This window comes from Streptomyces sp. NPDC101776 (genome assembly GCF_044766845.1).
Lineage (GTDB): Bacteria > Actinomycetota > Actinomycetes > Streptomycetales > Streptomycetaceae > Streptomyces.
In genome coordinates, this window is the sequence record NZ_JBIWMV010000002.1 from 919,750 (window position 1) to 944,601 (window position 24,852).

29 protein-coding genes are annotated in these 24,852 nt (G+C 67.0%); 22 read left to right on the top strand and 7 right to left on the bottom strand.

The window, feature by feature from the left end:
• Positions 1 to 1,047: a hypothetical protein gene (locus ACIRRY_RS09840; RefSeq protein WP_403970010.1), complete on the bottom strand. Its 1,047-nt coding sequence runs from the start codon at positions 1,045 to 1,047 to the stop codon at positions 1 to 3.
• Positions 1,048 to 1,049: 2 nt separating this feature from the next.
• Complete coding sequence (locus ACIRRY_RS09845; RefSeq protein ID WP_403970013.1) at positions 1,050 to 1,310, bottom strand: hypothetical protein; 261 nt, start codon at positions 1,308 to 1,310, stop codon at positions 1,050 to 1,052.
• Between the two features lie 531 nt (positions 1,311 to 1,841).
• On the opposite strand from ACIRRY_RS09845, the gene ACIRRY_RS09850 reads away from it, so the two are divergent.
• The 4 genes from ACIRRY_RS09850 (at position 1,842) to ACIRRY_RS09865 (ending at position 5,898) form a co-directional block, all read left to right on the top strand.
• Positions 1,842 to 2,924 (top strand): DUF5677 domain-containing protein, encoded by a 1,083-nt coding sequence (locus ACIRRY_RS09850; RefSeq protein WP_403970015.1) that lies wholly within the window; start codon positions 1,842 to 1,844, stop codon positions 2,922 to 2,924.
• A 380-nt stretch (positions 2,925 to 3,304) separates the two neighbouring features.
• On the top strand, positions 3,305 to 4,405 hold the full coding sequence (locus ACIRRY_RS09855) for a DUF5677 domain-containing protein (protein WP_403970018.1): 1,101 nt from the start codon (positions 3,305 to 3,307) through the stop codon (positions 4,403 to 4,405).
• Between the two features lie 463 nt (positions 4,406 to 4,868).
• Positions 4,869 to 5,330, top strand: a complete 462-nt coding sequence (locus ACIRRY_RS09860) for a GntR family transcriptional regulator (protein ID WP_403970021.1) — start codon at positions 4,869 to 4,871, stop codon at positions 5,328 to 5,330.
• A 1-nt stretch (position 5,331) separates the two neighbouring features.
• Positions 5,332 to 5,898: an HD domain-containing protein gene (locus tag ACIRRY_RS09865; protein ID WP_403970024.1), complete on the top strand. Its 567-nt coding sequence runs from the start codon at positions 5,332 to 5,334 to the stop codon at positions 5,896 to 5,898.
• Here ACIRRY_RS09865 and ACIRRY_RS09870 read toward each other — a convergent pair.
• The gene (locus ACIRRY_RS09870) at positions 5,886 to 6,359 is read right to left on the bottom strand and encodes an NUDIX domain-containing protein (RefSeq protein ID WP_403970027.1); all 474 of its coding nucleotides are present in this window, start codon (positions 6,357 to 6,359) and stop codon (positions 5,886 to 5,888) included. The two genes, ACIRRY_RS09865 and ACIRRY_RS09870, sit on opposite strands and share 13 nt — an antisense overlap.
• A gap of 2 nt (positions 6,360 to 6,361) precedes the next feature.
• Positions 6,362 to 7,120: a helix-turn-helix domain-containing protein gene (locus ACIRRY_RS09875; RefSeq protein ID WP_403970030.1), complete on the bottom strand. Its 759-nt coding sequence runs from the start codon at positions 7,118 to 7,120 to the stop codon at positions 6,362 to 6,364.
• Positions 7,121 to 8,096: 976 nt separating this feature from the next.
• Between ACIRRY_RS09875 and ACIRRY_RS09880 the strand changes: the two genes are divergently transcribed.
• From ACIRRY_RS09880 to ACIRRY_RS09955, 16 genes are all read left to right on the top strand, one after another.
• Positions 8,097 to 8,384 carry a hypothetical protein gene (locus ACIRRY_RS09880; RefSeq protein ID WP_403970033.1) on the top strand — a complete coding sequence of 96 codons (288 nt, stop codon included), beginning with the start codon at positions 8,097 to 8,099 and terminating at the stop codon, positions 8,382 to 8,384.
• The gene (locus tag ACIRRY_RS09885; protein ID WP_403970035.1) at positions 8,381 to 8,710 is read left to right on the top strand and encodes a hypothetical protein; all 330 of its coding nucleotides are present in this window, start codon (positions 8,381 to 8,383) and stop codon (positions 8,708 to 8,710) included. The genes ACIRRY_RS09880 and ACIRRY_RS09885 overlap by 4 nt, the downstream gene beginning before the upstream one ends.
• On the top strand, positions 8,707 to 9,390 hold the full coding sequence (locus ACIRRY_RS09890) for a GGDEF domain-containing protein (RefSeq protein WP_403970038.1): 684 nt from the start codon (positions 8,707 to 8,709) through the stop codon (positions 9,388 to 9,390). The genes ACIRRY_RS09885 and ACIRRY_RS09890 overlap by 4 nt, the downstream gene beginning before the upstream one ends.
• Complete coding sequence (locus tag ACIRRY_RS09895) at positions 9,387 to 10,385, top strand: DUF2637 domain-containing protein (RefSeq protein WP_403970040.1); 999 nt, start codon at positions 9,387 to 9,389, stop codon at positions 10,383 to 10,385. Before ACIRRY_RS09890 ends, ACIRRY_RS09895 begins: the two co-directional genes overlap by 4 nt.
• Complete coding sequence (locus ACIRRY_RS09900) at positions 10,385 to 10,768, top strand: RRQRL motif-containing zinc-binding protein (protein ID WP_403970043.1); 384 nt, start codon at positions 10,385 to 10,387, stop codon at positions 10,766 to 10,768. The genes ACIRRY_RS09895 and ACIRRY_RS09900 overlap by 1 nt, the downstream gene beginning before the upstream one ends.
• A gap of 13 nt (positions 10,769 to 10,781) precedes the next feature.
• A complete protein-coding gene (locus tag ACIRRY_RS09905; protein WP_403970046.1) occupies positions 10,782 to 11,099 on the top strand; it encodes a hypothetical protein in 318 nt (105 codons plus the stop codon).
• Between the two features lie 127 nt (positions 11,100 to 11,226).
• Positions 11,227 to 13,464 (top strand): cell division protein FtsK, encoded by a 2,238-nt coding sequence (locus ACIRRY_RS09910; protein WP_403970049.1) that lies wholly within the window; start codon positions 11,227 to 11,229, stop codon positions 13,462 to 13,464.
• Between the two features lie 140 nt (positions 13,465 to 13,604).
• The gene (locus ACIRRY_RS09915; protein WP_403970051.1) at positions 13,605 to 13,859 is read left to right on the top strand and encodes a hypothetical protein; all 255 of its coding nucleotides are present in this window, start codon (positions 13,605 to 13,607) and stop codon (positions 13,857 to 13,859) included.
• 17 nt (positions 13,860 to 13,876) lie between these two features.
• Positions 13,877 to 14,065 (top strand): hypothetical protein, encoded by a 189-nt coding sequence (locus ACIRRY_RS09920; protein ID WP_403970054.1) that lies wholly within the window; start codon positions 13,877 to 13,879, stop codon positions 14,063 to 14,065.
• Positions 14,065 to 14,259: a hypothetical protein gene (locus ACIRRY_RS09925; protein ID WP_142154060.1), complete on the top strand. Its 195-nt coding sequence runs from the start codon at positions 14,065 to 14,067 to the stop codon at positions 14,257 to 14,259. Before ACIRRY_RS09920 ends, ACIRRY_RS09925 begins: the two co-directional genes overlap by 1 nt.
• A 14-nt stretch (positions 14,260 to 14,273) precedes the next feature.
• Positions 14,274 to 14,876, top strand: a complete 603-nt coding sequence (locus ACIRRY_RS09930) for a hypothetical protein (RefSeq protein ID WP_403970058.1) — start codon at positions 14,274 to 14,276, stop codon at positions 14,874 to 14,876.
• Entirely contained in the window at positions 14,873 to 15,310 is a 438-nt protein-coding gene (locus ACIRRY_RS09935) for a hypothetical protein (protein ID WP_403970060.1), read from the top strand. Before ACIRRY_RS09930 ends, ACIRRY_RS09935 begins: the two co-directional genes overlap by 4 nt.
• An 84-nt stretch (positions 15,311 to 15,394) precedes the next feature.
• Positions 15,395 to 16,282, top strand: coding sequence for a bifunctional DNA primase/polymerase (locus ACIRRY_RS09940; RefSeq protein WP_403970062.1), 888 nt, complete (start codon positions 15,395 to 15,397; stop codon positions 16,280 to 16,282).
• Positions 16,283 to 16,284: 2 nt separating this feature from the next.
• Positions 16,285 to 17,760 (top strand): ATP-binding protein, encoded by a 1,476-nt coding sequence (locus ACIRRY_RS09945; RefSeq protein WP_403970064.1) that lies wholly within the window; start codon positions 16,285 to 16,287, stop codon positions 17,758 to 17,760.
• Between the two features lie 484 nt (positions 17,761 to 18,244).
• The gene (locus ACIRRY_RS09950; protein ID WP_403970869.1) at positions 18,245 to 18,496 is read left to right on the top strand and encodes a helix-turn-helix domain-containing protein; all 252 of its coding nucleotides are present in this window, start codon (positions 18,245 to 18,247) and stop codon (positions 18,494 to 18,496) included.
• Positions 18,497 to 18,581: 85 nt separating this feature from the next.
• Complete coding sequence (locus ACIRRY_RS09955; RefSeq protein ID WP_403970067.1) at positions 18,582 to 19,823, top strand: tyrosine-type recombinase/integrase; 1,242 nt, start codon at positions 18,582 to 18,584, stop codon at positions 19,821 to 19,823.
• Between the two features lie 45 nt (positions 19,824 to 19,868).
• On the opposite strand, the gene ACIRRY_RS09960 is transcribed toward ACIRRY_RS09955, so the two are convergent.
• The 3 genes from ACIRRY_RS09960 to glnA form a co-directional block, all read right to left on the bottom strand.
• The gene (locus tag ACIRRY_RS09960) at positions 19,869 to 20,081 is read right to left on the bottom strand and encodes a hypothetical protein (RefSeq protein ID WP_403970070.1); all 213 of its coding nucleotides are present in this window, start codon (positions 20,079 to 20,081) and stop codon (positions 19,869 to 19,871) included.
• A gap of 113 nt (positions 20,082 to 20,194) precedes the next feature.
• Positions 20,195 to 21,124, bottom strand: coding sequence for a restriction endonuclease (locus ACIRRY_RS09965; protein WP_403970073.1), 930 nt, complete (start codon positions 21,122 to 21,124; stop codon positions 20,195 to 20,197).
• Positions 21,125 to 21,358: 234 nt separating this feature from the next.
• The gene (glnA, locus tag ACIRRY_RS09970; protein WP_019064482.1) at positions 21,359 to 22,768 is read right to left on the bottom strand and encodes a type I glutamate--ammonia ligase; all 1,410 of its coding nucleotides are present in this window, start codon (positions 22,766 to 22,768) and stop codon (positions 21,359 to 21,361) included.
• A gap of 198 nt (positions 22,769 to 22,966) precedes the next feature.
• Here glnA and ACIRRY_RS09975 point away from each other — a divergent pair, with 198 nt between their 5' ends.
• Complete coding sequence (locus tag ACIRRY_RS09975) at positions 22,967 to 23,437, top strand: RDD family protein (protein WP_403970076.1); 471 nt, start codon at positions 22,967 to 22,969, stop codon at positions 23,435 to 23,437.
• Positions 23,438 to 23,642: 205 nt separating this feature from the next.
• The gene (locus ACIRRY_RS09980; RefSeq protein ID WP_403970079.1) at positions 23,643 to 24,812 is read left to right on the top strand and encodes an acyl-CoA dehydrogenase family protein; all 1,170 of its coding nucleotides are present in this window, start codon (positions 23,643 to 23,645) and stop codon (positions 24,810 to 24,812) included.
• Positions 24,813 to 24,852: the final 40 nt, after the last annotated feature.

Here is a 24,852-nt window from a genome sequence, read left to right on the forward strand (position 1 = left end):
TCATACGTCCGCCGCGTCCAGCACCCGCAGCCCGGCCACGGCCCGTGCCCGTACCCCACCCGTCGGATGGCCGACGAGTGTCCACAGCAGCTCGGCGTCCGCCCGCCCACCGCACTCCGCCAGCCCGATCACGGCCCCGGGTACCGGCTCCGGCGTCGCGCACCAGGCCCGGTACAACGGCAGCGGATCCACCCCGTCCCGCCGTACGACATACCGCGCACAGGCCCGCACGACCGGGGCCCGGTCGGCCAGGAACCCCACCGCGAGCTCGGTCCGCCCGGCCGGCCGCAGCACGGTGACGCCGGCGGAACGGACGCGCGGACTGCGCGCCCCGAGCAGCGGTTCGAAGACCTCGTCGTACGCCCCGCCCTTCGCCGCGGCGGCCAGGGCGGCGTCCGCGCACACGGTCTGGACGACGGCGTCGGAGTCCTGGGCGGCGGCACGGGCGAGTTCGGCGGGGGAGAGGAGACCGTCCTCGACGGCGAGGCGGTAGGCGTAGCGGCGTACGGCGGGGTCGGCGCCGGAGCAGAGCGCGACGATCCGCTCGCGCGGGGCTCGGCGCAGGGTCTCGTCGAGCAGGCGTACGGCGAAATCGGCCCGGTCGCGGCAGCCGACGAGCAGGATCATCGGCGCGAGCGAGGCGGCGGTCACGGCGTGGAGGCCCTCGGCCAGCCGCTGCCGGGCCCGGTCACGCACCGGCGGGGCCCACTCGGCGCAGCGCAGCACGACCAAGGGCAGCAGCACGGGGTGCCCGCCGACCCGGTCCAGCGCCGCCTGCCGGATCCGGCCGTCCCGGTGGCACAGGGCCAGGGCGAGCCGGGACTCGGTGAGCGGGCCGGGACCGCGCAGGACGGCGGTGAGTTCGCGGGCGCCGGCGATCCGGTCCCACGGCACGACGCCCGGCGGGCAGCGGAACTCGTCCACCCGCGCACCCGTGTCCAGCCCGAGCCACGCGCGCGGATCGCTGACGTCGAGCACGTCCCGTACCGGTTCCCCCTGCGCGAGCCGCACCGCGGCCGCCGCTCCACGTCTGATGTCCGCACGCACCTCTAGTACGGCGCCCGGGAGTTGACGTACCCCAGCAGCACGATGACCGCGACGACACTCCCCAGCACGATCACCGTCGATATCCAGGACGACCGCCGCGGCCCCACCCCCTCGGCCTCACCCCGGAACGGCACCGGCCCAGGAGGGTTCTCCTTCCAGCGGGCCGCGAGCATCCGGGCCCGTGCGGAGGGCTCCTTGTGCTCGGCATTGTCGGCCCACTTGATGTCGAACTCCCGCTCCGCGTCGTCCTGTTGGTGTCCCATCCCCGTTGCCCCTCCCGGAAGACATTCCGCGTACGACGGTGCCCCCGCCTCTGCAAGAGAGACGGGGGCACGTGACGATCGGTTCGATCGGCTGGATCACAGTCCGATCGGTTCGATCACACGTCGAAGAAGTGACATGGCCCCGAAGCGACCTCGGGCGATCGATGTCCACGCAGCACAAACACGCGTTCAAGCAGTCGTCGTTGGTCGTCGTTGGTCACCCTGGGCCGCCCTCCGACGGCCCACAGACGGCCCCATCCACGAGCTCCGCAAGTGCCAGCGAGCTCCGATCCCTCACTATGACGACCTGTAGCTTTCTTCAAAGGTGCCGGTGCCGGGAACTTCGGAAGGAACGGCGTCCGTTGCTCGAAGCCGGACGGTATCGGCCAATCAATCAATAGAGATCACAAATCATCAGATAGTCACACCTGGAAAAACGTGAGTAGGAGCGGACACTGAAACCCTATCCTTACATCCTCCGGCCCCCCAGTAGGAGCAATTCTCATGTTCAGACGCACTAAGCCTTCTAGCGTGGACGAAAAGTTCAGAGACTATGTCATGAAGGTCATAGAGGATTCAGGAATCGAGGTGGCCAACGAACAGAACATCACGGATCTCGCTACAGAATCGGTCGATAAATTCGTCGACCAAATGGGGAAAAGCGTGGCAGGACATGCGCTGCAAAATGGTAGAACTTTCCGCGCAAATCAAAGAGTAGAAAGAGGATTCAACAAGCGCCTACATCGTCGATACCGTCCCGCATTCAAAGCATACATCGTCACTTCCTCCTGTGCGCGAGAAGCCGGAGAAGCTGTAGCCGCCAAGGAGCGTACGAGCCTTAATGACCATCAGAGTGCGACTTTTACAGCCCTGGTCTGGCTGCACGCCAAAGCATGCAGGGTTGCAGGAGAGGTTTACGCGCTACTCACTAACGGCTTTCCTGAGGGGGCCCTAGCGCGGTGCCGGACACTACACGAAATGGCAGTAGTAGCCGCTGCAATCGCCGACTGTGTCGGAGATCCCGACAACGAAGACTTGGCGATTAGATATCTCGATCACGCAGTAGTCGACCAATGGCGTAGTGCCCAACAGTACCAAGATGCCTACCAGACTCTAGGCATGGAGCCACTCGAACAGGAATTTCTAGACAAGGTGGAGAATCGATTCAATGCCGTAATCGCAAAATACGGAACAGACTTTAAAGGTGCCTACGGTTGGGCCAAAAGATACTGCCCAAATGCCAAATTCGAAGGCCTTGAAACTAAGGTCCAGATGAACCACATGCGCGGTTACTACAAATGGGCAAGTAATGAAGTCCACGCAGGGTCAAGAAGTCTCATCTTGAACGTTACAGAATTTCGAGGAGAAGACATACTGCGTGCAGGAAAGACGAATGTAGGCCTTACCGACCCTGCCTCAATGGCGCTGACTTCACTCTACCAAGTTACAGTCATGCTTCTAACCGAGGGACTTCCCGATAGTGTGGATATAGCCGAGGTCGTAACCATGAAGGCTTTGGATGAAATGTGTACGCGGACATCGGAAATGTTCTTGGAAATTGATTCGAGGATCATGAAAGATGAAGAGGAATTTCTCCGGTCAGTAAATCTGTGACTGGAGGGCATTCCAATGAATTCCGGGTGTAAATCTGCGCGAGCATGCTACCGTCCCTCGGAAATCATTGAGGGAGTGAGTGCGCAACTTCGGCGGGCAGCAACGCGCGAGAGCTGCCGCCACCTGAAACCGGACTTCCGCCTGCACTGATCGGTGCGCGAGTGGGCGTCGCTCGCGGGTCATGGGACACTCTTCCGCGACCTACACACGCGCCCTAGCGAGGGTGTTTGCGAGGCAGTGCACCAGGCGTACTCGGAAACATCTCGTTCTAGCGATCAGCAGGTAGCATGTTCGGACCCTTCACGAGATGGGGCGGAAGCATGGAAATGTTTAGTCGGGTTGATTTCTCTGTCCCTCCTGCACAGCGCGCAGGATTGGGTATGGACGATGAATTGGGTAGAAACCTCAGAAAAGCGCTAGGCTCCTTGAATCCGATAATTGAGGAGGTACAGGGATCCCTGCTGTACGTCTCCCGTAGCTATTGGCCGAGAATCGATGATCAAGCACGAACATCAATCTTCAACCACGCCATCAACGACTTCAGTTCGCTGATTGATCAATTGCAAGAGGGAGATGGCAGGAACTGTGCCAGAACTTCCCGCTCCCTGTATGAGCACCTAGTGAATTACTGTTGGGTGACCGCTCACGAAGAAGCCAAGGAGCGGTATATTGCACACGCATCTGTGACACTCGAACTACTTGCGAAGATGCGGCGCGGCGCGATGCTTCTGAGTAGCGTTCAGAGGAAGCGGGAATTGCATCGCCTCAATAAGATTGAACGTAGCAATAGGTCAAAATTGGCGGCCACTTACAAGCAGTATGGGAAATCATTCGCGCGAGATTGGGCCGCAGTTAGCCTTCGTGAGCGTGCAGAGCTTTGCGGATTCGGCTCCTCATACGACACGTACAAACTGCTGTCGCAGGTGACACATGGAAGCTTCGGTGGAACCCTGGGCACCCGGAGGGAGGGGCAGGGATTACCTATTCACCGCGTGGGCCCCTCCCTCGAATTGGCCGTGCTCGCATATCCTGAAGGGCTGTCATTTTTTCGTGACCTATGCCGCAGGATTGAGATTATCGATGGAGTAGATGCGTGCGAATTGGTTGACGCCATCAATCTTCTAATTCAAGCGTGGCCCATATATAAAGGCGCCTGCGAATGGCTCGATAAGCAGCTTTGGCCGAATTCGCCCCCACCGCGACCAACCTCCATTTTGGCTCTTTATCCAGGTGGCGGAGCGAGGTGGTTCCTTTGGGAACCGGCATTCTCGGTCGTCACGCAGGCCCCTCCGCCTCAAGATGCGAGAGTTTTTGAAGACGGAGCGAGAAAGCATCTGGGAGTAAACATCCCCGACTACTTCAAGACAGATCTTGACGGTAAGCCGGTAACAGTGGCGGTGCATGGAGTGCCGCTTACAGTGAGTTCGAAGTCTAAATGGTATCCCGCAGAGTCGATTTTGCAGGAAACTGATCCGGCATAGGACTAAACTTTCCCGCTGCGGCAAATCCCAGGTTTCTAGTGGTCGAATGAATGGAACCGCGCAAGGGAGTCCTGTGCGACAGGTTCCGATGCGCAAGGCGCTTCGTTTCGGCAGCGAGTTCGCGGCCGGTCATGACGAGCGACGGCACCGATTGACGGTCACAGTCCATCAAGTAACAGTCGAACTTGGCGGGGTCAACAACGAGGTGGCTGTCCAGGTTTTCGGAGTGCGGCATCCCTGCGAGTAGGCGCCGCCCCTTGTCAAGGGCGACCTCTACTTGACGGCGGACCCTGAGCCGCGCCCATGCCTTGGCTTCCTGGCCTGCGAGCGGCACGGCCAAGCTGTGATGCGGTGCCACCTCACCACCGGCGTAGTGATCTCGGGTTACCGTCAGCCCCTTCGCAGTGGTCACGAGTCGTGGGATTCTTGCGGGGTAACGACGGCGAGCGGAAAGGGAGAGGGAGTGTCGCAGCAGGCCAGCCCTCGGGGAACCTTCCTGAAGATTGCCGACTCAGTGAAGGTACTGATCGAGGGCGACCCGGAGTTGATAGAGCTGCCGTCCCTGACGGAGGTCATGCGCGAACACGGTGTCTCGCGCGGCGTTGCCATTCGCGCGTACGGGGTACTGCGGCAGGAAGGCTTGGCCGAACCTGCGCCAGGTGAGCGGTGGCGCGTCGTGCGCTCGGGTGATCGAGTCGACCGGCGTCCCCTCGATCAGCGGATCGCAGACATCATCACGGCTGACGGACTTGCGGTAGGGGAAGCGTTCCCAAGTGCTTCCGTGCTCGCCGAACGGTTCGGGGTCTCCCGTCCCACGGTGACCAAAGCTCTGGATAAGTTGGAAACCGCCGGCGTGCTGGCGGGGGGAGGACAGGGCAGGGTGCGGACAGTCCGCGCCGTGCCGACGCGAGAGGAGCGTTCGTAGCTTGCCGACGTTGACGGAGTGGGCCTATCCCCTGGCTGAGTCCCTGCTCGCCGAGTCGCTACCGCGGCGGTGGAAACACTGCCAAGGGGTCGCTGAGAGGGCACGCACGATCGCTCTCGTTCTTGGCCAGGACGCGGATCTGTTGGAGGCCGCGGCGGTACTGCACGACATTGGCTATGCACCGGACCTGGCCAAGACGGGCTTCCATCCTCTGGACGGGGCTCGCTACCTGCGGGATACGGCCAACGCCGACGAGCGGGTCATCAACCTTGTCGCCCATCACTCCTGTTCCTGGCTGGAGGCGGAAGCGCGCGACCTGCGTGAGGAGTTGGAGAGCGAGTTCCCCCGCGAGAGTGCGCACCTGAACGACGCGCTCTGCTACTGCGACATGAACACCACACCGGACGGGACCCCCACGAACCCGATCGAGCGAATCAACGAGATCACCGGACGGTACGGGCCGGACAGTCTGATCGGTAAGTTCATCCGGCGGGCCGAACCCGAGATTCTCGGCTGCACGTCTCGCGTCCTCGAACGCGTCGCCGCCGCCAAGCGTCAGCCGATGTAGGGAGCGGTACGCGCTTGGTCCATGGCGTGCTCGATACGGAGCCGCATCGTGGGGTGGACGTCCAGCTCCCGCAGGTCCGTTGGGTCAGCCCAACGGACCTGCGTCGTCTCGTTGCTCGTACGCAGCTCGCCGCCGACAGGTCGCGCTCGGAAGCAGATGCTGAACTGCTGTCGGATCTCTCCATCGTCGTACTGCATGACGTGCCCAGGGTCTGTGTAGATGCCGGACAGGTCGACGACTTCGGCCTTGATCCCCGTCTCTTCCCAGACCTCACGGATCACCGTGTCACTAATCGACTCGCCGACGTCGTGGCCCCCGCCAGGTAGCGCCCAACGTCCGTTGTCGGAGCGCTGAATCATGAGAACCTGGCCCGCGTCGTTCTGGACGAACGCCACGACCGAGGGCACAACCGAGTTGGCCGACGGGGCGTCCGGGTCGTGCAAGTAGTCGATGCGTCCCATGCTCAAGCTCCCGCGATGTCGTGTTCGGTTACTGGCCTGGCACCTTCCCAGGTCTGCTGAACGCTATTGGCGAAAGTGTCGAACAGACCGCCTCCGGGGAGCCTCCGCAGGTGAAACACGGGCGCCATGTAGGCGCCGATGCCGTACACGTGCGTGTTGGCCAACATCTCGTCATCAGCGCAGTAGATCGAGTTGTAGAGCACAGTGTCGTGCAGGCGGAAAGCGATCGCGGGGTGGCTGGTGAACAGCGGGCGGTAGTTGACGAGCGCATTGCGGATCTTGCCGTCCATGATGCGATGCCCTTCGTCGACACCGCGTCGTATGACGGCTTCGCACGCTGGATCGCCCATGAGGACTTGGATGCGGACGCCACACTCTGCTTTCTTCTTGAGCGTCGAAAAGAAGCGAGGATCCTCGGCCAGGTAGATGCCGGCGTACACGAGGATGTCGATGCGCTCCGTCGCGCGCTCACACATCTCACGCCAGAGGTCTGACGGCACCATGTGGCGATGCGGGTAGACAGTGACGATCTCGGCCTGCGACAGGTCCGTTGCGCTCTCGGCATTGCGGTTGTCGTCCCACAACATCGTCACGTCGACCTTGAGCGCTGCCGCCGTTGCGTACTGATGCCGTCTGTAGGGCGGGTTGCCCTGCGTGATCCAGCGCTCAACCGTCTTCGGGTTGACCTTGATCTCCTCAGCGAGGCCCTGAATGGTCATGCCTCGCGCCAACAGGGCTGATCGCAAGCGCTCGTTGGACATCCGTCCCCTCCGTTGGACATCTAGGGAGCTCTTGACGGTAGCGAGATCAATCGAAGCTGTCCACGAGTGGGGTGACCAACTCCCCTGACCTGGGGCGATTCTGATTGTGCGCCAAGAAATCCCGGCGCGAACACCAACGAGTTCCGTGCCAGTACTTGACGGACCACTATGCAGTACCTGTAAAACAGGTACTGCAAGCAGCGTGAACCCGCCGGACCCGCTTACACGCGGTCCGAGCGGTAGGGGAGACGTAGAAGTCCGTCGTCTTCACGGATCGATCGGTGTCATCGGCTAAGCCGCTGGTCTGACCCCCGGGCGTAGACCCAGGGACCGGATCGGCGGGAATCCCGGTGGTTGGGCTGCACCCGGTCCATGACAGGTAGCCATTCCAGGGAGATCGACTCAGCGAGTGACGACTGAGTGACGCGGTGACCGCGCGCCGTCCAAGGAGGCGGAGCAAGGCGCATACGGGAGCCGCGAGACGACAGTGACGGGCTTTCCCGTCACTCGTCATGCGGGCAGGGCGCCGGCGTCACGTCGGTGCCCTGCCCGTTTGATGAGGAAGCAGAGCGGCCCTCCGGGTGGCACCCCGAAGGACCGCGGCCAGGCACCTGATTGGGAGGCACCTGTGATCACCAGTCTGACAGATACGGAGCGGGCGGAACTGGCCCGTAAGGCGTCTGAGGCGAACAAGCGCAGCGAGGACAACTCGCGTGCACGGGGCGGCTGTTGATGGCCGGCACCGAGCACGAGAAGACGAAGGACCCGCTACCGCCGCGCCCCCGCGGCCCGCACCCCTACCTGTGGGAGTGACCGGCCGCTGATTCAACCGCCCCGATGGTCGCAGGCAGGGTCCGACTCCCTGCCGGGGCGCCATCCCCGCCGTGCTCACGGCGCGGGACCCGGGTCGGTCGCCTCTCGCCAGAAGACCGCGACCGCCCCGGCATCCATCCCTTCGATGCCAGGAGATCTACTCATGCGTACGTACATCGGCCGTCAACAGGCCGTCTCTGCCGAGGACTTCATCGAACTGGCCCTGGGCACCCCGGTTGAGCTGTGGCTCGGGGTCGAGGGCGAGAGCGGGGAGGAGCGCGCGGCCCGTGAGGATGCGGCGCGCGACATCCTCGCCGACAACCCCACCTTCCCCGACGACCTGGTCCGCATCGCCGCGCAGGTGATCGAGGACAACCCGGACCTGTTCGACGTGGTCCCCCTGGTCCGCTCCGCCCGCCGTCGCACCGTGCGCAGGGGGGTTGCGGCATGAGTGACGCGCTGACGCTGGATGATCTGGCGGTGCCGCTGCGCGTGCTGCGCCTGCTGGCCGTGGACTTCGGGCACCTGCCCGCGCCGGTCGTGCACGTGTCCACCATCTACCCGGAGCAGTTGGACCTGACGTTCTACGACGACCTGCCCGGTTTCGAGATGTGGCGCGAAGCCCTGGGGATCACCCCGGATGCGGTGACCTACCGCGAGCAGAGCAACGGTCGTACCCGAGTCCTGCGGGCGAGCGTCGACCATGCGGGCGCCACGGTGCAGTTGACCGCCTACGCGGACATCGTCGCCCCGGTGCCGGTCGGGGGTGCGGCATGAACGCTCTGCTGACGGCGCTTTCGGTGGCGGGTCCCCTGGCCTGCGGATGGGGCGTCCACGGGCTGTGGATGGGCCGCCGTCTGACGGCTGCCCGCCGTGACCCGCTGTCGGGTCTGCTCACCCGTGCCGCGTTCGAGCGGGGGTCCCTGCGGATTCTGGGCCGCCAGATGCACACGGCGGTCATCCTCATCGACCTCGACGGCTTCAAGGCGTTGAACGACACGGCCGGCCACGCGGCGGGGGACGCGGCGATCCGCAACACCGCCGCGAGCCTGACCGACGCCCTGTCCACGTACCCCGGCGCGGTCGTGGGACGGCTCGGGGGTGACGAGTTCATCGCGGCCGTCCCGCTGCCCGCCGCGCACCGCCTGGCGTGGCTGCTGGGCGCGCTGCACGACGTGATCACCGCTCCGTTCCGCTTCGAGGGCACGGACCTGAGCGTCGGTGTCTCTATCGGTGCCTCGCTCTCCAGCGACCTCCGTCCCGATGCCCCGCAGGGCGGATTGGTGGCGTTGTCGCTGCTGATGCGGCTTGCGGACGAAGCCATGTACACGGCCAAACGCGCCGGTGGCGGCTGGTGCGACCCCGCCGCCTCCGCACCGGTCTGCACCACGACCGCCGGACGGCGCACCGGACGGCCCGGAACCCACACCCCGCACCCCGAGGAGACGGCGGCATGACCACCACAACCCCCGCCCCCGAAGCCCTGCCGTCCGGGGTGCCGCCCCTGACCCGCCCGGAAATGGGCCTCGCCGGTGTCGGCGCGTTCGGCGCGGCCGGTGTCGGCGCGCTCGGTCTGATCTCCTCCTTCGACGCGGTGTCCGCTGCCGCGACAAGCTGGGGATTCTCCGCACCGTGGATGCTGCCGGTCGGTATCGACGTATCCATCCCGGTGTTCACCGTCGCCAACCTGCTCCTGATCAGGATGGACATGGCGCTCGCGTGGGTGCGGTTCGTGCCCTGGGTGCTGACGTTGATCACGTGCGGGCTGAACGTGGCGGCCGGACACAGCCTGTCGGCGAAGGTGGCGCACGGGACGATGCCGCTGCTGTGGGTGGTGTTTTCCGAGATCGGCGCGCACGTCTACGCCGTGCGGATCGGCGCGGCCACCGGCCGCCGCATGGAGAAGATCCGGTTCTCGCGCTGGCTGTTGGCGTTCCCGTCCACGTTCGCGCTGTGGCGCCGGATGACGCTGTGGGAGATCACCTCCTACAGCGAGGCGCTGGCGCGGGAGAAGGAACGGCAGTTGGCCCGCGCGGACCTGCGCGAGACCCACGGCCGACAGTGGCGGACCAAGACCCCGCGGCGCGAGCGCGTGATGCTCCGCATGGGCGACCTCGCCCCCGCCACCGAAGACACCACCCCCGCCCCGGACCCGGCAGGGACCGCGCCGGCGCCCCCGGCCGACGCCACACCGCGCCCGCGCCGGACCCCCGCCAAGGGCAAGGCGAAGGCACAGCGCACCTTCGAGGAACTGCTGAGCGAGGCGCGCACGGCCACCGCACTGTGGCCGGATGCGGAATTGACCGCGGACCGTATCCGTACCGCGGTGCACTGCTCGGCAGTCAACGCCCGCACGCTGCGCGACGCGTTGAAGTCGGAGCGCGCCGCCGACTACCCGCTGTACTCCGTGGACGCTGCGGAGGCCGACAACGCGACGGCTGAGGCCGCCTGATGTTCGGCAAGTGCTTCGACCCGACCGGCGCAACGTACGGAGTGCCCACCTACCCGTGGCGCTACGCCCCCGACGGCTACGCGACGCGCCGTCAACTGCGGGCCCGTGGCTTACGTCCGGGCGGGCAGTCGATAGCGGCGCAGATCATGCGCCCGCGCTACCGGCGCGGCCCGCTGGTCGCCTACCTCTACCGCCTCGACCAGGCCAAGCCGGTCCGGCCGATGACGCCCGGCAAACGGGCCGCGCTCGCCAAGGCGATGCAAGCGCGCCGCACCTGCCCGGCCTGCCGCACGGACGCGGGATACGTCATCCCCAGCTCGCTCGGCATGTGCGTGCCCTGCGCCTACCCCGACACCCCCACCGCCCCAACTGCCTCTCCCTGAAGGGGGATTGACCATGGCCAAGCCCAACACGGGCCGTGTGGACCGCGAGATCCGGCTCACCACCCGCAAGCTCGAAGCCGTCCGCAAGCAGGAGATGTGGCCGCTGACCGGCTCCGAGCGCCGCGCGGTCATCGGCGCTCTGGCCGGCGGCTCCTTCCGGGTCGTGCGCGGTAAGAGCACGACGCGCGCCGAACGCAGGCTGGAGTCCCTCTGGGTGTCCGTCCAGACCCGGCTCAACTCCGAGATCACCACGTTGCAGAACGAGCGGCAGCGGATCGTGACCGAAGCCGCCGCCGCGAAGGCCGCCAAGAAGTCCTCGGGCTGGTGGTGACCGCGTCATCGACGCGCGCCCGCACCACTGCCTGAACATCCCCGCACCACCATCCGGCGGGGTCCGTCCGCCCACCTCCTACAGCGACGGACCGACCCCGCCTTTCCTCCCCTTGGAAGGACTGTCAGTGAATCACCCCGACGATGAGAACGAACTCTTCAACCGACTCGAAGCAGAACTGAACACCGACCCCGCACCCGACTCCGGCGGCGAGGTGGTCGACCTCGACAAGGCACGCTCGGCCCGTACCGAGTCGGCCGACCCGACCACCCGACCCGACACCGACCGGTCGGCCGACTCCGGCGCGGACCGGTCGGGTGCCGAGTCGGGCGACCCGACCACCCGCCGGTTGGTCGACGTTCCGACCGTCAAGGCGGCCGGTCCGGGCTACCTGGGTCGGCTGCTCGCCGCGCAGCGCCGTCCGGTCGTGCCGCCGTGGCTTCAGTCCGTGGCGGAACTGAAGACCGCCACCGGATGGGTGGCCCGCCACTACGCGCACTCGGTCGGCTATCACGCGCTGCGCTCCCCGGTCTACGCCCTGCGCCTCACACTCCAAGCCCCGTCCGGGGCTGCGAAGTTCGTGGGCGGCACGGTGCGGTGGATGGCCGACCGCGAGGGCGAACCGGTCCGGCTCGCCGCCGTGCGCCGCGAGGACGCTGCCGAGTACCTGAAGCTCTCACGGCAGCGCGACGGACGGGTCCGACTGCGCACCCTCGCCGCCGTCCTCGCCATGTTCATCGGACTCGCCTCCGCACTCGCCATGTACGTCCTGGCCCCGGAGTGGCTTCAGGCCGTGTCGGTGAGCGCGGTCGTGATGGCGCTCGGCTTCGCCGGCCGCCGCGCGGACGACCCGGTCATCCACCGCGCGGTGGAACTGCCCACCGCGGTCAAGCTCACCAGTGACATCGTGCTGCGTGCGCTCGGAGCGCTCGGCATCCCCGCCATCAACCAGGCCCAGGGCAAGGGCCGTGACGGCTTCGAGTTCACCGCCCCCATCACGCGTGACGGTCCGGGGTGGCGTGCGGAGGGCAACCTCCCCTACGGCGTCACGGTGACCGACGTGATCGAGCGCCGCGACCGGCTCGCGTCTGGTCTGCGCCGCCCGCTCGGGTGCGTGTGGCCGGAGGCGGTGCCGAACGAGCACACTGGGCATCTCGTGCTGTGGGTCGGAGATCAGGACATGTCGACCTCGAAGAAGCCCAAGTGGCCACTACACACGAGCGGTTCGGTCAACCTGTTCAAGCCGGTCGCCTACGGCACCGACCAGCGTGGACGTTGGGTCGACGTCACGCTGATGTACATCGCGGGCATCATCGGCGCCATCCCGCGCATGGGCAAGACCTTCCTGCTCCGCCTCCTGCTCCTGATCGCGGCGTTGGACCCGCGCGCTGAGCTGCACACCTACGACATGAAGGGCACTGGTGACCTGGACCCGGTCGGCAACGCCGTCTCCCACCGCCACGCCGCGGGCGACGACGACGAGGCCATCGAGTACTGCCTCAACGACTTCCGGGCGCTGCGGGAGGAACTGCGCCGGCGTACCAAGGTGATCCGCTCGCTTCCGCGGGACATCTGCCCGGAGTCGAAGGTGACCAGCGAACTCGCCGACAAGCGCTCGCTCGGTCTGCACCCCATCGTGATCGGGGTCGACGAGTGCCAGGTCCTGTTCGAACACCCCAAGCACAAGGACGAGTTCGAGGAAATCGCCACCGACCTGGTCAAGCGCGGTCCCGCCACCGGCATCGTGCTGCTGCTCGCCACCCAGCGCCCGGACGCGAAGGCCCTGCCCACCGGCATCAGCGCGAACGCGTCGGCGCGCTGGTGCCTGAAGGTCATGGGCCAGTTGGAGAACGACATGGTGCTGGGCACGTCCGCTTACAAGCGCGGCGTGCGGGCGACCATGTTCAGCTGGGGTGACAAGGGCATTCACTACTTCATCGGTGAAGGCTCCGACGCCCGCATCGTCGGCTCGGTCTACGTCGACGGACCCGGCGCCGACAGCATCGCCGCCCGCGCCCGCAAGGTGCGCGAGACGGCCGGACTCCTGTCCGGGCATGCGCTGGGGGAGGAGCCGGAGACCGTGGCGAGCGCGTACGACTTGCTCGCCGACCTGCTCGCCGTGATCCCGGTCAAGGAGACCAAGGTGTGGTCGGAGACCGTCGTCATGCGGCTCGCCGACCTGCGCCCCGAGGTCTACGACGGCTGGGAGCCCGAGACCCTCGCCGCAGCGCTCAAGCCGCGCGGCCTGTCCACGATCCAGGTGGGCCGCCGCATCGACGGCAAGGTCGTCAACCGGCGCGGCGTCGACCGCTCCCACATCACAGCCGCAATTGCGGAGCGTGACGGGAAGCGGGACGCGGGCTGAGCTTCGAGGGCCGCTAGCGCTAGCGGGGTGCCCCGCTAGCGTTAGCGGCTCGCTTAGCGCCCCAAACCCAGCCTGATCAGGTCGCTAGCGCATAGCGGCCCACCTGCGGAAACCCCTGAAACCCGCCCGGAGGGCCCCTCATGACCCTTGCTCTGCTCGCTATCACACTCCTACTCGGCGTAACGCTCTGTTACGTCGCTGTGTGTGCTTCCTCGCCGTTCGGCAACTGCCGCAAGTGCCGCGGCATGGGCCACCAGCTCAAGACCAACCGCAAGGGACAGCTCAAGCGCGGCAAAGACTGCCGCCGCTGCCACGCCACCGGCAAACGCATACGCGCCGGCCGCTGGCTCTACAACCGGTGGGCCCGCATCTACCGCGCCGGCACCGCCGACTGAACCCCGGGAGAGCACCCATGACCCACAACCACGAGTCCCGTCGGCCGCCCGTCATCGTCTGCCACGACGAGACGAGCGACTTCCTGCCCTTCGCCGAAGTCCAGGACCGCTTCCGCGCCGATCCGGTCAGCGCCGCCGACCTGCGCCGCGCACTCGCCGACATGCGCGCCCGGTTCGCCAACTCCACCCGCCCGGAGGGCTCCTGATGATCCTGAACATCTCCGCCGTGCTGCTGTTCGGCGCCGGTTCGTTCTTCGCCGTCAAGACCCGGTCCGCCGGGGGCGGTGCCGCCCTGGTGCTGTTCCTGTTCGGGTTCTTCGTCGCCGGGACCGGCGCGTACGAGCCCATCCACAACCTCGTGCAGGCGTCCGCCGACGCCCTGTCCGCACTCGGCAACTGAACGGGAGAACCGTCATGAACGAACCCATCGTCGCCCGGCACTGGCTCGTCATCGTGGCGCCCAAGGCCGCGCCCGCCATCGCCACCACCACCGTGCTCGCACTCGCCCGGATCTGGAACGCCAACGGCGCCGAACACTCCGTGGGCAACGCCGCGTTGATGACCGTGCTGTCCGCCGGGGCCGCCGCCGCGGGGGTGGCCGCGGGCAACAGCACCGGAGACTCCGTGCTCGCCGGAACCGCGTTCGCCGCCTCCGGAGCGCTCGCCTTCGCAGGCGTGGCCGGATACGCCGACGGCCTCCCGCTGCCCCTGCTGCTGTGGTCGCTGGCCACCGCCGGCGCCTACGCGCTCGCCGCCCGCTACTGGCGCACCGACCGCCGCGACACCGTCGCGTACCAGCGGCATGTGAGTGACCGGCGCGAGGAGTACGCCCACATCGAACGCGTCGAAACCCTCCACGCCACCACACAGATCGAAGTGGCCCGCACCGGCGCCGCCTACGCCGAACAACTCGCCGCCGCGCTCGTCACCCGCGCCACCCTGCCCGGCTTCGACCCCACCGCCCTGGAAACCGCCGGACTGCCCCAACTCCCCGCCACTGAAAGGAAGTTCGTATGAGCTTCGAGATCCGCGTCGTCTGCACACCGGCCGACATGGTCCGCATCTCCACCGCGCTGGGCAACGCGTTCCAGACCGGCCTGTTCCGCTCCGCCCCCAGCCGGGACGGGCAGAGCAGGCGGCTGTACGTCACCGCCGACCACCTCGCCCCCACCCTGGACCTCATCGAGCACGAGCGGGCCCGCACCCACCCGGCCTACGTCGGCGCACCCGGCCAGCGCGAGGAAATGGACTGGCTGATCTCCCAGGCCAACGAGGGCCGGTGCGACCGGGAATGGTGGCTGCGCCGTGCCGCCCTCGCCGACCGGTGCCACCCCGACGAACAGGCCCTCTACATCGCCCGCGCCCTGATCACCCTGGACGGCGCGGATGTGACGGACCACCCCCGCGACTACGTCCGCGAGCAGTACGCCGCTTGGGCCAGGCACCAGTAGCTGTGGCTGGGGCGGTCGCCTCTCGCCAAAGACCGCGACCGCCCCGGTTCTCCGTCCCTTCGACAGAAACAGGAGACCCCCAGCATGACACCTGACCGCAAGACCCCCCGCTCACGCACCACACACAACCTGGGCTATGACCACCTGCGCACCGCGCTGGAGTTGGCCAGGGCCGGTGTTCCGGTGCTGCCGCTGCGGGAAGGGAAGGGCCCGTTCGGGAACTGTCGGAGGTGCGCGAAGAACGCGTGCGGCGGCCGGCCGAACATGAAGAGCGCGGGCCCCTGCCACTGCCCCGGCGTCTGCCACGCGTGGGCCGCCGCCACCACCGACCCGAACATCCTCAACTCGCCTGCGTGGGTGGCGGCATGGCGCCAGGCCGGATGCGTCGGCTACCACCCCGGAGGCGTAGGGCTGACTGTAGTCGACCTCGACAACCCGACGGCCATCACGTGGGCCCGTGACACGCTGCCCGCCACCCGGACCGTGCCGACCACACGCGGGCAGCACTGGATCTACCAGGGCGCCATGCCGTCCGCCAACGCCGTACTGCCCGGTGTGGACATCAAGTCCCTTATGGCATACGCCCGTTGGCTCGGACGGGGCAGCAGTCCTATGGCCGCTCTCCCGGACGCTGTGCGCGCTCTGGCTCTAACGGATCCCCCAGCCGCCCGCAGGGCACCACAGACCCTCTCGGCACCCCTGGGAGGCCAAAGCGGGGAGTGCCGCCACCGCACGCCCGTGTTCCTGGACCGTGGGATCGCCATGGCGGAGCAGCGCATCACCGGGGCCCGCGAGGCGGTGCACGCGACCGTCTACCGGACGTTCCTCGCCGTGCTCTCCACCCACGGGCGGTGCGGCTGCCTCACCGACGCTCACACCGCGCGGCTGTTCACCGCCGCACAGGCCAAGGGCGAATCGGTCCGGCACTGCACGGACGCGTGGACCAACGCCCTGACCACGTTGGGACTGTGACCATGTCCGACGACGAGAAGAACCCCGCCCGCGAGATCATCGCGGACTACGCGCAATCCCACTTCCGCTACTTCCGCACGCCGGACGGGACCGTGTACGCGCAGCGCAACGGCCACCCCATCGCCCGCCCGATGCGCTCCCAGGGCACCACCGGAAGCCACCGCCAGGAACTCATCGTCGGCATGTACCGCGACGGGGTCGGAGTCTTCAACGGGACCGCGCTCAAAGAGGCGCTGGACCTGATCGAAGCACTCGCCCTCTACGAGGACACACACGCCGTACACATCCGCGTCGCCCCCGGATTCGACGGGGCAACCTGGCTGGACCTGGGCCGCGACGACGGACAGTCCGTGCGCATCCACCCCACCGGATGGGACATCACCGTCCCCGACCCGCAGGAAGTGTGCTGGCGACGCACCCAGCTCACCGGCGAACTCCCCCTGCCCGCCAAGGACACCAACGGCAAGGGCATCGACCGGCTAATGCGGCTGTGCAACTTCTCCGACGCGGAAACCGAGTGCCTAGCCATCGCGTGGCTGATCGGCTGCCTCGGACCGTCCGTGCCCGTCCCCGCCCCGTTCCTCACCGGACCGCAGGGCGCCGGGAAGTCGACCGGCGGGCGGATGCTGGTGCGGATCATCGAGGGAATGAGCGGCGACCTGCGCCGGGCACCGAAAGACGAAGACAACCTGATCGCCGCCGTCGCAGCGGGATGGGTCACCGCGCTGGACAACCTCTCGCACATGTCACCGGACCTGTCCGACGCGATGTGCTGCATCGTCACCGGAGCCGAGAGCGTCAAGCGCGCCCTGTTCACGGACGGCGACGTGTTCCGCGTCGGCTACCGCCGGCCCCTGCTCCTCACCGGCATCGACGTGGGCGTCATCCGGCCCGACCTCGCCGACCGCCTGCTCCCGCTCCGGTTGGAGCGGCCCCGCGTGCGGCGCACCGAGGCGGAACTGTGGGCGGAGTACAAGGAAGTGCTGCCCGTCGTCCTCGGGTCCCTGCTCGACCTCACAGTCAAGGTCCGCGCGGCGCAGGCAGAGACCCCCACCGACCTGCGCATGGCCGACTTCGCCCACCTGTGCGCGCAGTTCGACGCGGCCACCGGGCTCGGGGCTCTGGCCGCGTACCGGGCCCGGCTGGACGACCTCAACGACGACGTGATCGAGGGCGACCTGCTGGCACAGACCGTCCTGCGGCACGCGGACACCATCGAGCCGGGCAGCGCGCAGCGGATGACCTCCACGGAGTGGCTGTACTGCCTCAGCCTCCTCTACAGCGGCGACGAACTCCGGTCCGTGCCCAAAGGCTGGCCCACCACCGGCAAAGTCCTCTCCGACCGCCTCAAGCGCCTACAGCCCACCCTCGCCGCCCGCGGCGTCCTCATCGACTCCGGCCGCACCATGGACGGCCGCTACCTCGAAATGACCCGCCCCACCGCACCACCCCCACACCAGCAACAGCGGATGCACTGACCCCCGCTCCGGCACGCTCACGCGGACAAACAAGAGGAGCACCCCGCGCCGCGCGAGGCGTGCTCCTCTTGCTGTTCGGCGCGCGCGCCGCCCCAAGAACGCGCCGCGCAGCGGCCCCTTCTTCACGCTTTCAGGCACACCGCACTACCAACAGACACCCCCTCTTTTGTCCTAAGAGGGAAGACGCTGCGTCATCTGCGTCATGCCCGCCGGAAAACAGCACCCGACCTGCGAATAGACCCATGACGCAGACGGCGGCCTCTGCGTCATCCTGCGTCATCTGCGTCATGGACCACGTCACCGATGACACAGCCCATGACGCACCCATGACGCACACGGACACCTCTGAGTCATCGAAAGCCGCAGGTCAGCGCCCCGTATGACGCTGATGACGCAATGACGCAGAAATCCACACCTCGGACAGACGCGCCCCCTGCCCCCGAGACTGAAGCCCCGAAGGAGTCGCACCGTGGCCCGCCCCAAGATGCTCGAACTCCCCGAACCCCCTGACCGCCCGGACCCCCGCGCGATCCTCCGGGAAGGCATCCCGGACCGGTACCTCACCCCCGACGACATCGCCGAGATCTTCGAGGTCCCCAAAGAGACCGTCTACCAGTGGCGCAAGAAGCACGTCGGCCCGCCCGGATTCCGCATCGGCAAACACCTCCGCTACGACCCCACCGACGTCCGCACCTACGTCACCCAGCTCAAGAACGTCGACCGCACCGCCGCCTGACCCAGCCACAACCCCACACCTCAACACCCCAGGGAGGGCCACACCGTGGCCCTCCCTTCCCATGCCCCGAAGGGACCGCCGCCACATGGCAGGCCACATCCAAGACCGCTGGTACAAGACCGAAACCGACGCCAACGGCAAGACCACCCGCATCCGCTCCGACCGCTACGGAACCGGCCTCCGCTACCGCGCCCGCTACATCGGCCCCGACGGCACCGAGAAGTCGAAGAGCTTCCGCGACGGTCAGAAGCGCATCGCAGAGAAGTGGTTGTCCGGGATCGAGGCGGACATGACGCGAGGGCTGTACGTCGATCCGTCAGAGGGCAAGGTGACCTTCAAGAGCTTTGCTACTCAGTGGCTGGCCTCCCAGACCACGGACCCCTCGACCATCGTGAACATGGAGCTGCGGTTTCGACTGCATGCCTTTCCGTACATCGGCTCCCGAGCAATGAACACGTTCCAACCTGGCCACATCCGCGTGTGGGCGCGAGCTCTCAAGGACTCAGGGATGGCGGCGTCATACCAGCGGACTGTGTTCGCGAACGTATCGGCCGTGTTCGGTGCTGCTGTGGATGACGGCATTATCGGTCGAAACCCTTGCCGCGCCGGCTCCGTAAAGGCCCCCAAGCTGGATGCTCGGAGGATCAAGCCATGGACGCGTGAGCGAGTTTTCTCAGTGCGGGAAGGCCTCCCCGCGCACTACGCAACCACGGTCGACGTTGGCGCCGGATGCGGGCTACGACAAGGCGAGATCTTCGGGCTTGCCGTTGATGAAGTGGACTTCGATGGGGGAGTGATTCACGTCGTGAAGCAGGTCAAGTTGCTCGGCTCAGATATGGTCTTTGCCCCTCCGAAGGGCGGCAAGTTGCGTGACGTGCCGATGGCCGACGTCGTGTCGTATGCGCTCGCCACCCACATCACACGCCGTCCCCCTATCGACGTCACGCTGCCGTGGAAGACCCCGGACGGGCCCCTTGTCACCGCGAAGCTGCTTTTCTACTCGCGCGAGCGTAAGGCTCTGAACCGCAACTACTTCAACATGTACCTGTGGAAGCCGGCCTTGGTCTCTGCCGATGTCATCCCGGAGCGGTCACCAGGCGAACACTTTCGACAGTCACGCGAGCACGGCATGCACGCCCTGCGCCACTACTACGCGTCCGTACTGCTGGACGCAGGGGAAAACATCAAGGCGCTTGCCGAGTACCTGGGGCACTCTGACCCTGGCTTCACGCTCCGCACGTACACGCACTTGATGCCGAATAGCCAAGATCGGGCCCGTAAAGCTATCGACCGGATGTTTCAGGGCATCGGTCGCGAGGCCGCGTGAGGGGGTGTCCGGGTAGGACGCTCCCTCACGCGGCAAGGGCGGCCGCTACTTCCGGGCCGGCTGCTGGCGATCGGCAGCACGGAAGGCCGGCACAGTGGCTGCCTTCTGGAGGTACATCAAAAACGGCGATGTGAAGGCCGAAGCCTCCAGCGGCGTCGTTTTGCCGGACAGTACGAGCGCTACGCCGGATGCGAGCGCACCGCCGTACATTGCTGCTCGCGCGAGCAGGGCTGCGCGCCCCTCCGGTTCATCGGACATACTTGACTTGCTCCTGTCTCTTAAGAGGGGCTGTGAGCAGGGGCCACCCGCATCGTTTCGTAGGCGCGGCGGGTGGCCTGCTCCCTTTCGGGCGCCACATCTGTGGCGTGCGGTCAAGCCGCGTCGGTGGACAGGTAACCGTCTCCCTTCGGCCACACGACGACGATCTGTAGCCGAGAGCACAGATCGAGCAGGTCGGGTTCGGGTTGCGATGGCACGAGAAGAGCCAGCTCCGGCTGCGGCAAAAAACGCGCGTAGTCGAGGAGCTGGCCGATCGCCATACGAATCGCCTCGCGTGCGACCGAACCCTTGGCTTCGTACAAGCGGTTGGCTGTGACGTCGTAGAGGTCCGTCAGTAGCTGCTTCGCGACACCGGCCGGGGAAATCCGGTGACGGCTAACGGCATGCCCCTGTAGTCGCAGATGATCGGCGTAGGCACGAACCAGCTTGGCTTCTGCGCGCTCAGCCTCGTATGGCTCGCGCGACGGATCCACCTGCATACGCTCGGTGTGCTGCGCCTCGACATCTATGGATTCCACCACCAGCTTGTCGCTTGGCGTATGGGGGAGCTGGGTTCCGACGGGCACCTCTGCCGAGAGTGGTTGGAGCCGGAACATGATGACGCTGCGAATGGGGCCGCCATTAGTCTCCGGCGCCTGCGTGCGGTACCAGGGACGCTCTTCAGGAAGAGTGAACTCGCCGAGGTATTCGCACATGCCGGAGGCGACACCCCTGAAGACGCGCAGGGCGCGGCCTTCCTGCGCGTGGTTCAGGATGGCCAGGTTGCCCTGGGTCATCTTCTGATCGCCGATCTGTCCCTCGCCGGCGTAGTGGTAGAACCCGTCCTCGCCCCAGCCGTCGAAGTAACCGTGCTTGTGGCCCTTGGCTGGGTCGGTGAAGACGAACACGTTGTGCGAGACGCGCGAGGGACCAATGCCACCTTGTCGCCGTCCCCCGTAACGCTCATGCAGGTCGACGCGCTTCACTACCTCGCCAACGGCGATGTCCCACGCTGCTGGATCGGCTGCTGACCTGACTTCCATGTCCGCCTGTCTTTAGGTCCATTTCGACACCTAAAACTATACCCTACCCAGCCTCACGACTCTAACGTGAACCTCAATTGCTTTTCAACAGCCCACTACATTGCCGATCGCCAATTGCACGCCCGAGGCCCTACAAACCAAAAGCCGTCGGCCGGCTCTCCTGAAGGCGGAGAGCCGGCCGACGGCCCAGAGACGGCCCAGGGGAGCGGCTACCCGCTCTGACCTGGGGCGATGTCACACGTCGAAGTACAGCTCGAACTCGTGCGGGTGCGGACGCAGCTGCAGCGGCGCGATCTCGTTCGTGCGCTTGAAGTCGATCCACGTCTCGATCAGGTCGGGAGTGAAGACGTCGCCCGCGAGCAGGAACTCGTGGTCGGCCTCGAGGCGGTCGAGGACGGCCGGGAGGGAGGTCGGGACCTGGGCGACGCCCGCGTGCTCCTCGGGAGCCAGCTCGTAGAGGTCCTTGTCGATCGGCTCGGCCGGCTCGATCTTGTTCTTGATGCCGTCCAGGCCCGCCAGGAGCAGCGCCGAGAAGGCGAGGTACGGGTTGCCGGAGGAGTCGGGCGCGCGGAACTCGACGCGCTTGGCCTTCGGGTTGGAGCCCGTGATCGGGATACGCATCGCGGCGGAGCGGTTGCGCTGCGAGTACACCAGGTTGACCGGCGCCTCGAAGCCCGGCACCAGACGGTGGTACGAGTTCACCGTCGGGTTGGTGAACGCGAGCAGCGACGGGGCGTGCTTGAGGATGCCGCCGATGTAGTAGCGGGCCAGGTCCGACAGACCCGCGTAGCCGGCCTCGTCGTAGAAGAGCGGGGTGCCGCCCGCCCACAGCGACGAGTGGACGTGCATGCCCGAGCCGTTGTCACCGAAGATCGGCTTCGGCATGAAGGTCGCGGTCTTGCCGTTGCGCCAGGCCACGTTCTTCACGATGTACTTGAAGAGCTGGAGGTCGTCGGCCGCGGCGAGCAGCGTGTTGAACTTGTAGTTGATCTCGGCCTGGCCGGCGGTGCCCACCTCGTGGTGCTGGCGCTCGACCTGGAGGCCGGACGCGGCCAGCTCCAGGGAGATCTCCGCACGCAGGTCGGCGAAGTGGTCGACCGGCGGGGTCGGGAAGTAGCCGCCCTTGTAGCGGACCTTGTAACCGCGGTTGTCCTCGACCGCACCGGTGTTCCAGGCGCCCGCCTCGGAGTCGATGTGGTAGAAGGACTCGTTCGCCTTGGTCTCGAAGCGCACGCTGTCGAAGACGTAGAACTCGGCCTCGGGACCGAAGTACGCGGTGTCCGCGATACCGGTGGAGGCGAGGTACGCCTCGGCCTTCTTCGCCACGTTGCGCGGGTCACGGGAGTACTGCTCGCCCGTGATCGGGTCGTGGATGAAGAAGTTGATGTTGACCGTCTTGTCGCGGCGGAAGGGGTCCACGCGCGCGGTCGACAGGTCGGCGCGGAGCGCCATGTCGGACTCGTGGATGGCCTGGAAGCCGCGGATCGAGGAGCCGTCGAAGGCGAGTTCCTCGTCCGGGTCGAAGGCCGTCGCCGGCAGTGTGAAGTGCTGCATCACACCCGGCAGATCGCAGAATCGGACGTCGACGAACTTGACGTCCTCGTCCGCGATGAACTTCTTGGCCTCGTCGGCGTTCTGGAACATCCAGCTCCTCCTACTCCCGACCGTCCGTGCCGGGGTGGTAGTTCGTTCGTGCGGCCAGTGCGGTGGCACACGCCGGACCCGACCTTAGGGACGGGGGATTTCTCTGGCGTGACCCATTTGTTTCGCCCAAGTTAACCGGTCTTGAGCCGCCTGGCCCCTCCTGTCCGCATGGCAGAACGGGGGCAGTACCGTGGACGGGTGGACAACAGGGATGCAATCGGCTCATGGCTCTCCGGTCCCCGCGAGGCCGCGGAACGAGCAGGTGTCGACTTCGGCTACCGCGGCGAGCAGCTGGGCCTGCCCGAGGACGGCCCCGGCTCGATCGCCCGCCCCGGCCGCCGCCTCGGCGCCCTCGCCGTCGACTGGGCCCTGTGCCTGTTGATCGCATACGGCCTGCTCACCCACGGCTACAAGCAGGGGGCGACCGGTAACTGGGCCCTCCTCGTCTTCTTCGTCCTCAGCGCCCTCACGGTCGGTACGGTCGGCTTCACCCCGGGCAAGCGTCTCTTCGGCCTGCGCGTGGCCGCCCTCGCCACCGGCCGCCCCGACTTCCTGCGCACCCTGCTCCGCACCGCCCTCCTGTGCGTCGCGATCCCGGCCCTGATCTGGGACCGCGACGGCCGCGGCCTGCACGACCGGCTGGCCCGCACGGTGGAGATCCGGATCTAGCAGCGGTCGTACGGCGAAGGGGGCGCCCGGAAGGACCAGGGCCGCCCCCTTTTCCGTGTGGGTCTCCATGCGGGTCTCCATGTGGGTTTCCGTGCCGGTTTTCGTGCCGGGCGGGTGACCGTCGGCCGGTCTCGGCCCGGGGTGCGCTCCGTGACGGGCCGTGACCGGGACACTGTCGCCGTTCCCGACGGAAGTGGTGGGCAGGATGGCAGCAGGCGACAAGGCGACGGTCGTGGCCGGGGCACCGATGGTCGCGGAGATCGCGGCCCGGTACGCGGACGAGGCGGAGAGCGCCCGGCGGCTCTCGCCGCAGGTGGTCGAGGCGGTGCGGGACGCGGGCTTCGCCCGGCACTTCGTACCGCGGGCCCACGGTGGCGAAGCCGGTGGTTTCGCCGAGGTGACCTCCGCGGTCGGCCTGGTGGGGGAGGGCTGCACCTCGGCGGCCTGGGCCGCCTCGCTGGCCGCCTACGCCGGGCGGTACGGGGCGTTCCTGTCCGAGGAGGGACAGGCCGACATCTGGGCGGACGGCCCCGACGTCCTGCTCGCCGGCGCGCTCATGCCGTCCGGCAAGGCGGAACCGATGGCCGGTGGCTGGCGGCTGAGCGGTGAGTGGAAGTACATCAGCGGGGTGCACTTCGCCGACTGGGCGCTGGCCTGCGCGGCCGTACCCGCCGAAGGCCCGGTGGATCCCGACGTACGCCCCGAGGTGCGGTTCTTCGCGGTGCCGCGGGCCGATTTCGCCATCGAGGACAGCTGGTTCACCGTGGGGATGCGCGGGACCGGCAGCGACACCCTGGTCCTGTCCGACGTCTTCGTGCCCGAGCACCGGACCCTGTCCCGGTCCGCCGTCCACGCCGGCCGGGCGCCCGCCTCCGACGCCCGCTGTCACCTCGTCCCGATGCACGCCGTGAACGCGCTGCCGTTCGCCGCCCCGCTGGTCGGCGCGGCCCGGGGCGCGCTGCGGGCCTGGATCGCGCGGACCGGGACGCGTGTCGACCGCCGGGGCCAGTCCGTCGGCGAGAAGCCCTCGACCCAGGTCGCCCTGGCCCGCTCGGCGGCCGAGGTGGACGCCGCCGAGCTCCTCATCCTGCGTACGGCGGCGGTCGCCGACGGCACCGAGTGCCCGCCCGAGGGCGAGGCGGCGGTCCGCGGCGCCCGGGACCTCGCGCTCGCCGTGGAGCTGCTGGTCTCGGCCGTCGACCGGGTCTTCCGCGCCGGCGGCACGTCCGGACAGTCCTCGTCCGACCCCGTGCAGCGCTTCTGGCGCGATGTGAACAGCGCCGCCTCGCACGTCGCCCTCTCCTTCGAGACCACGGGCGCGGCCTACGGCGCCTGGGCGCTGTCCGGCGGGGAACGGGCCGGGGCGGTGCACTGACTCGATCCCGCTCCAGGTGCCGCCCGCCCGGGGGTGTTCC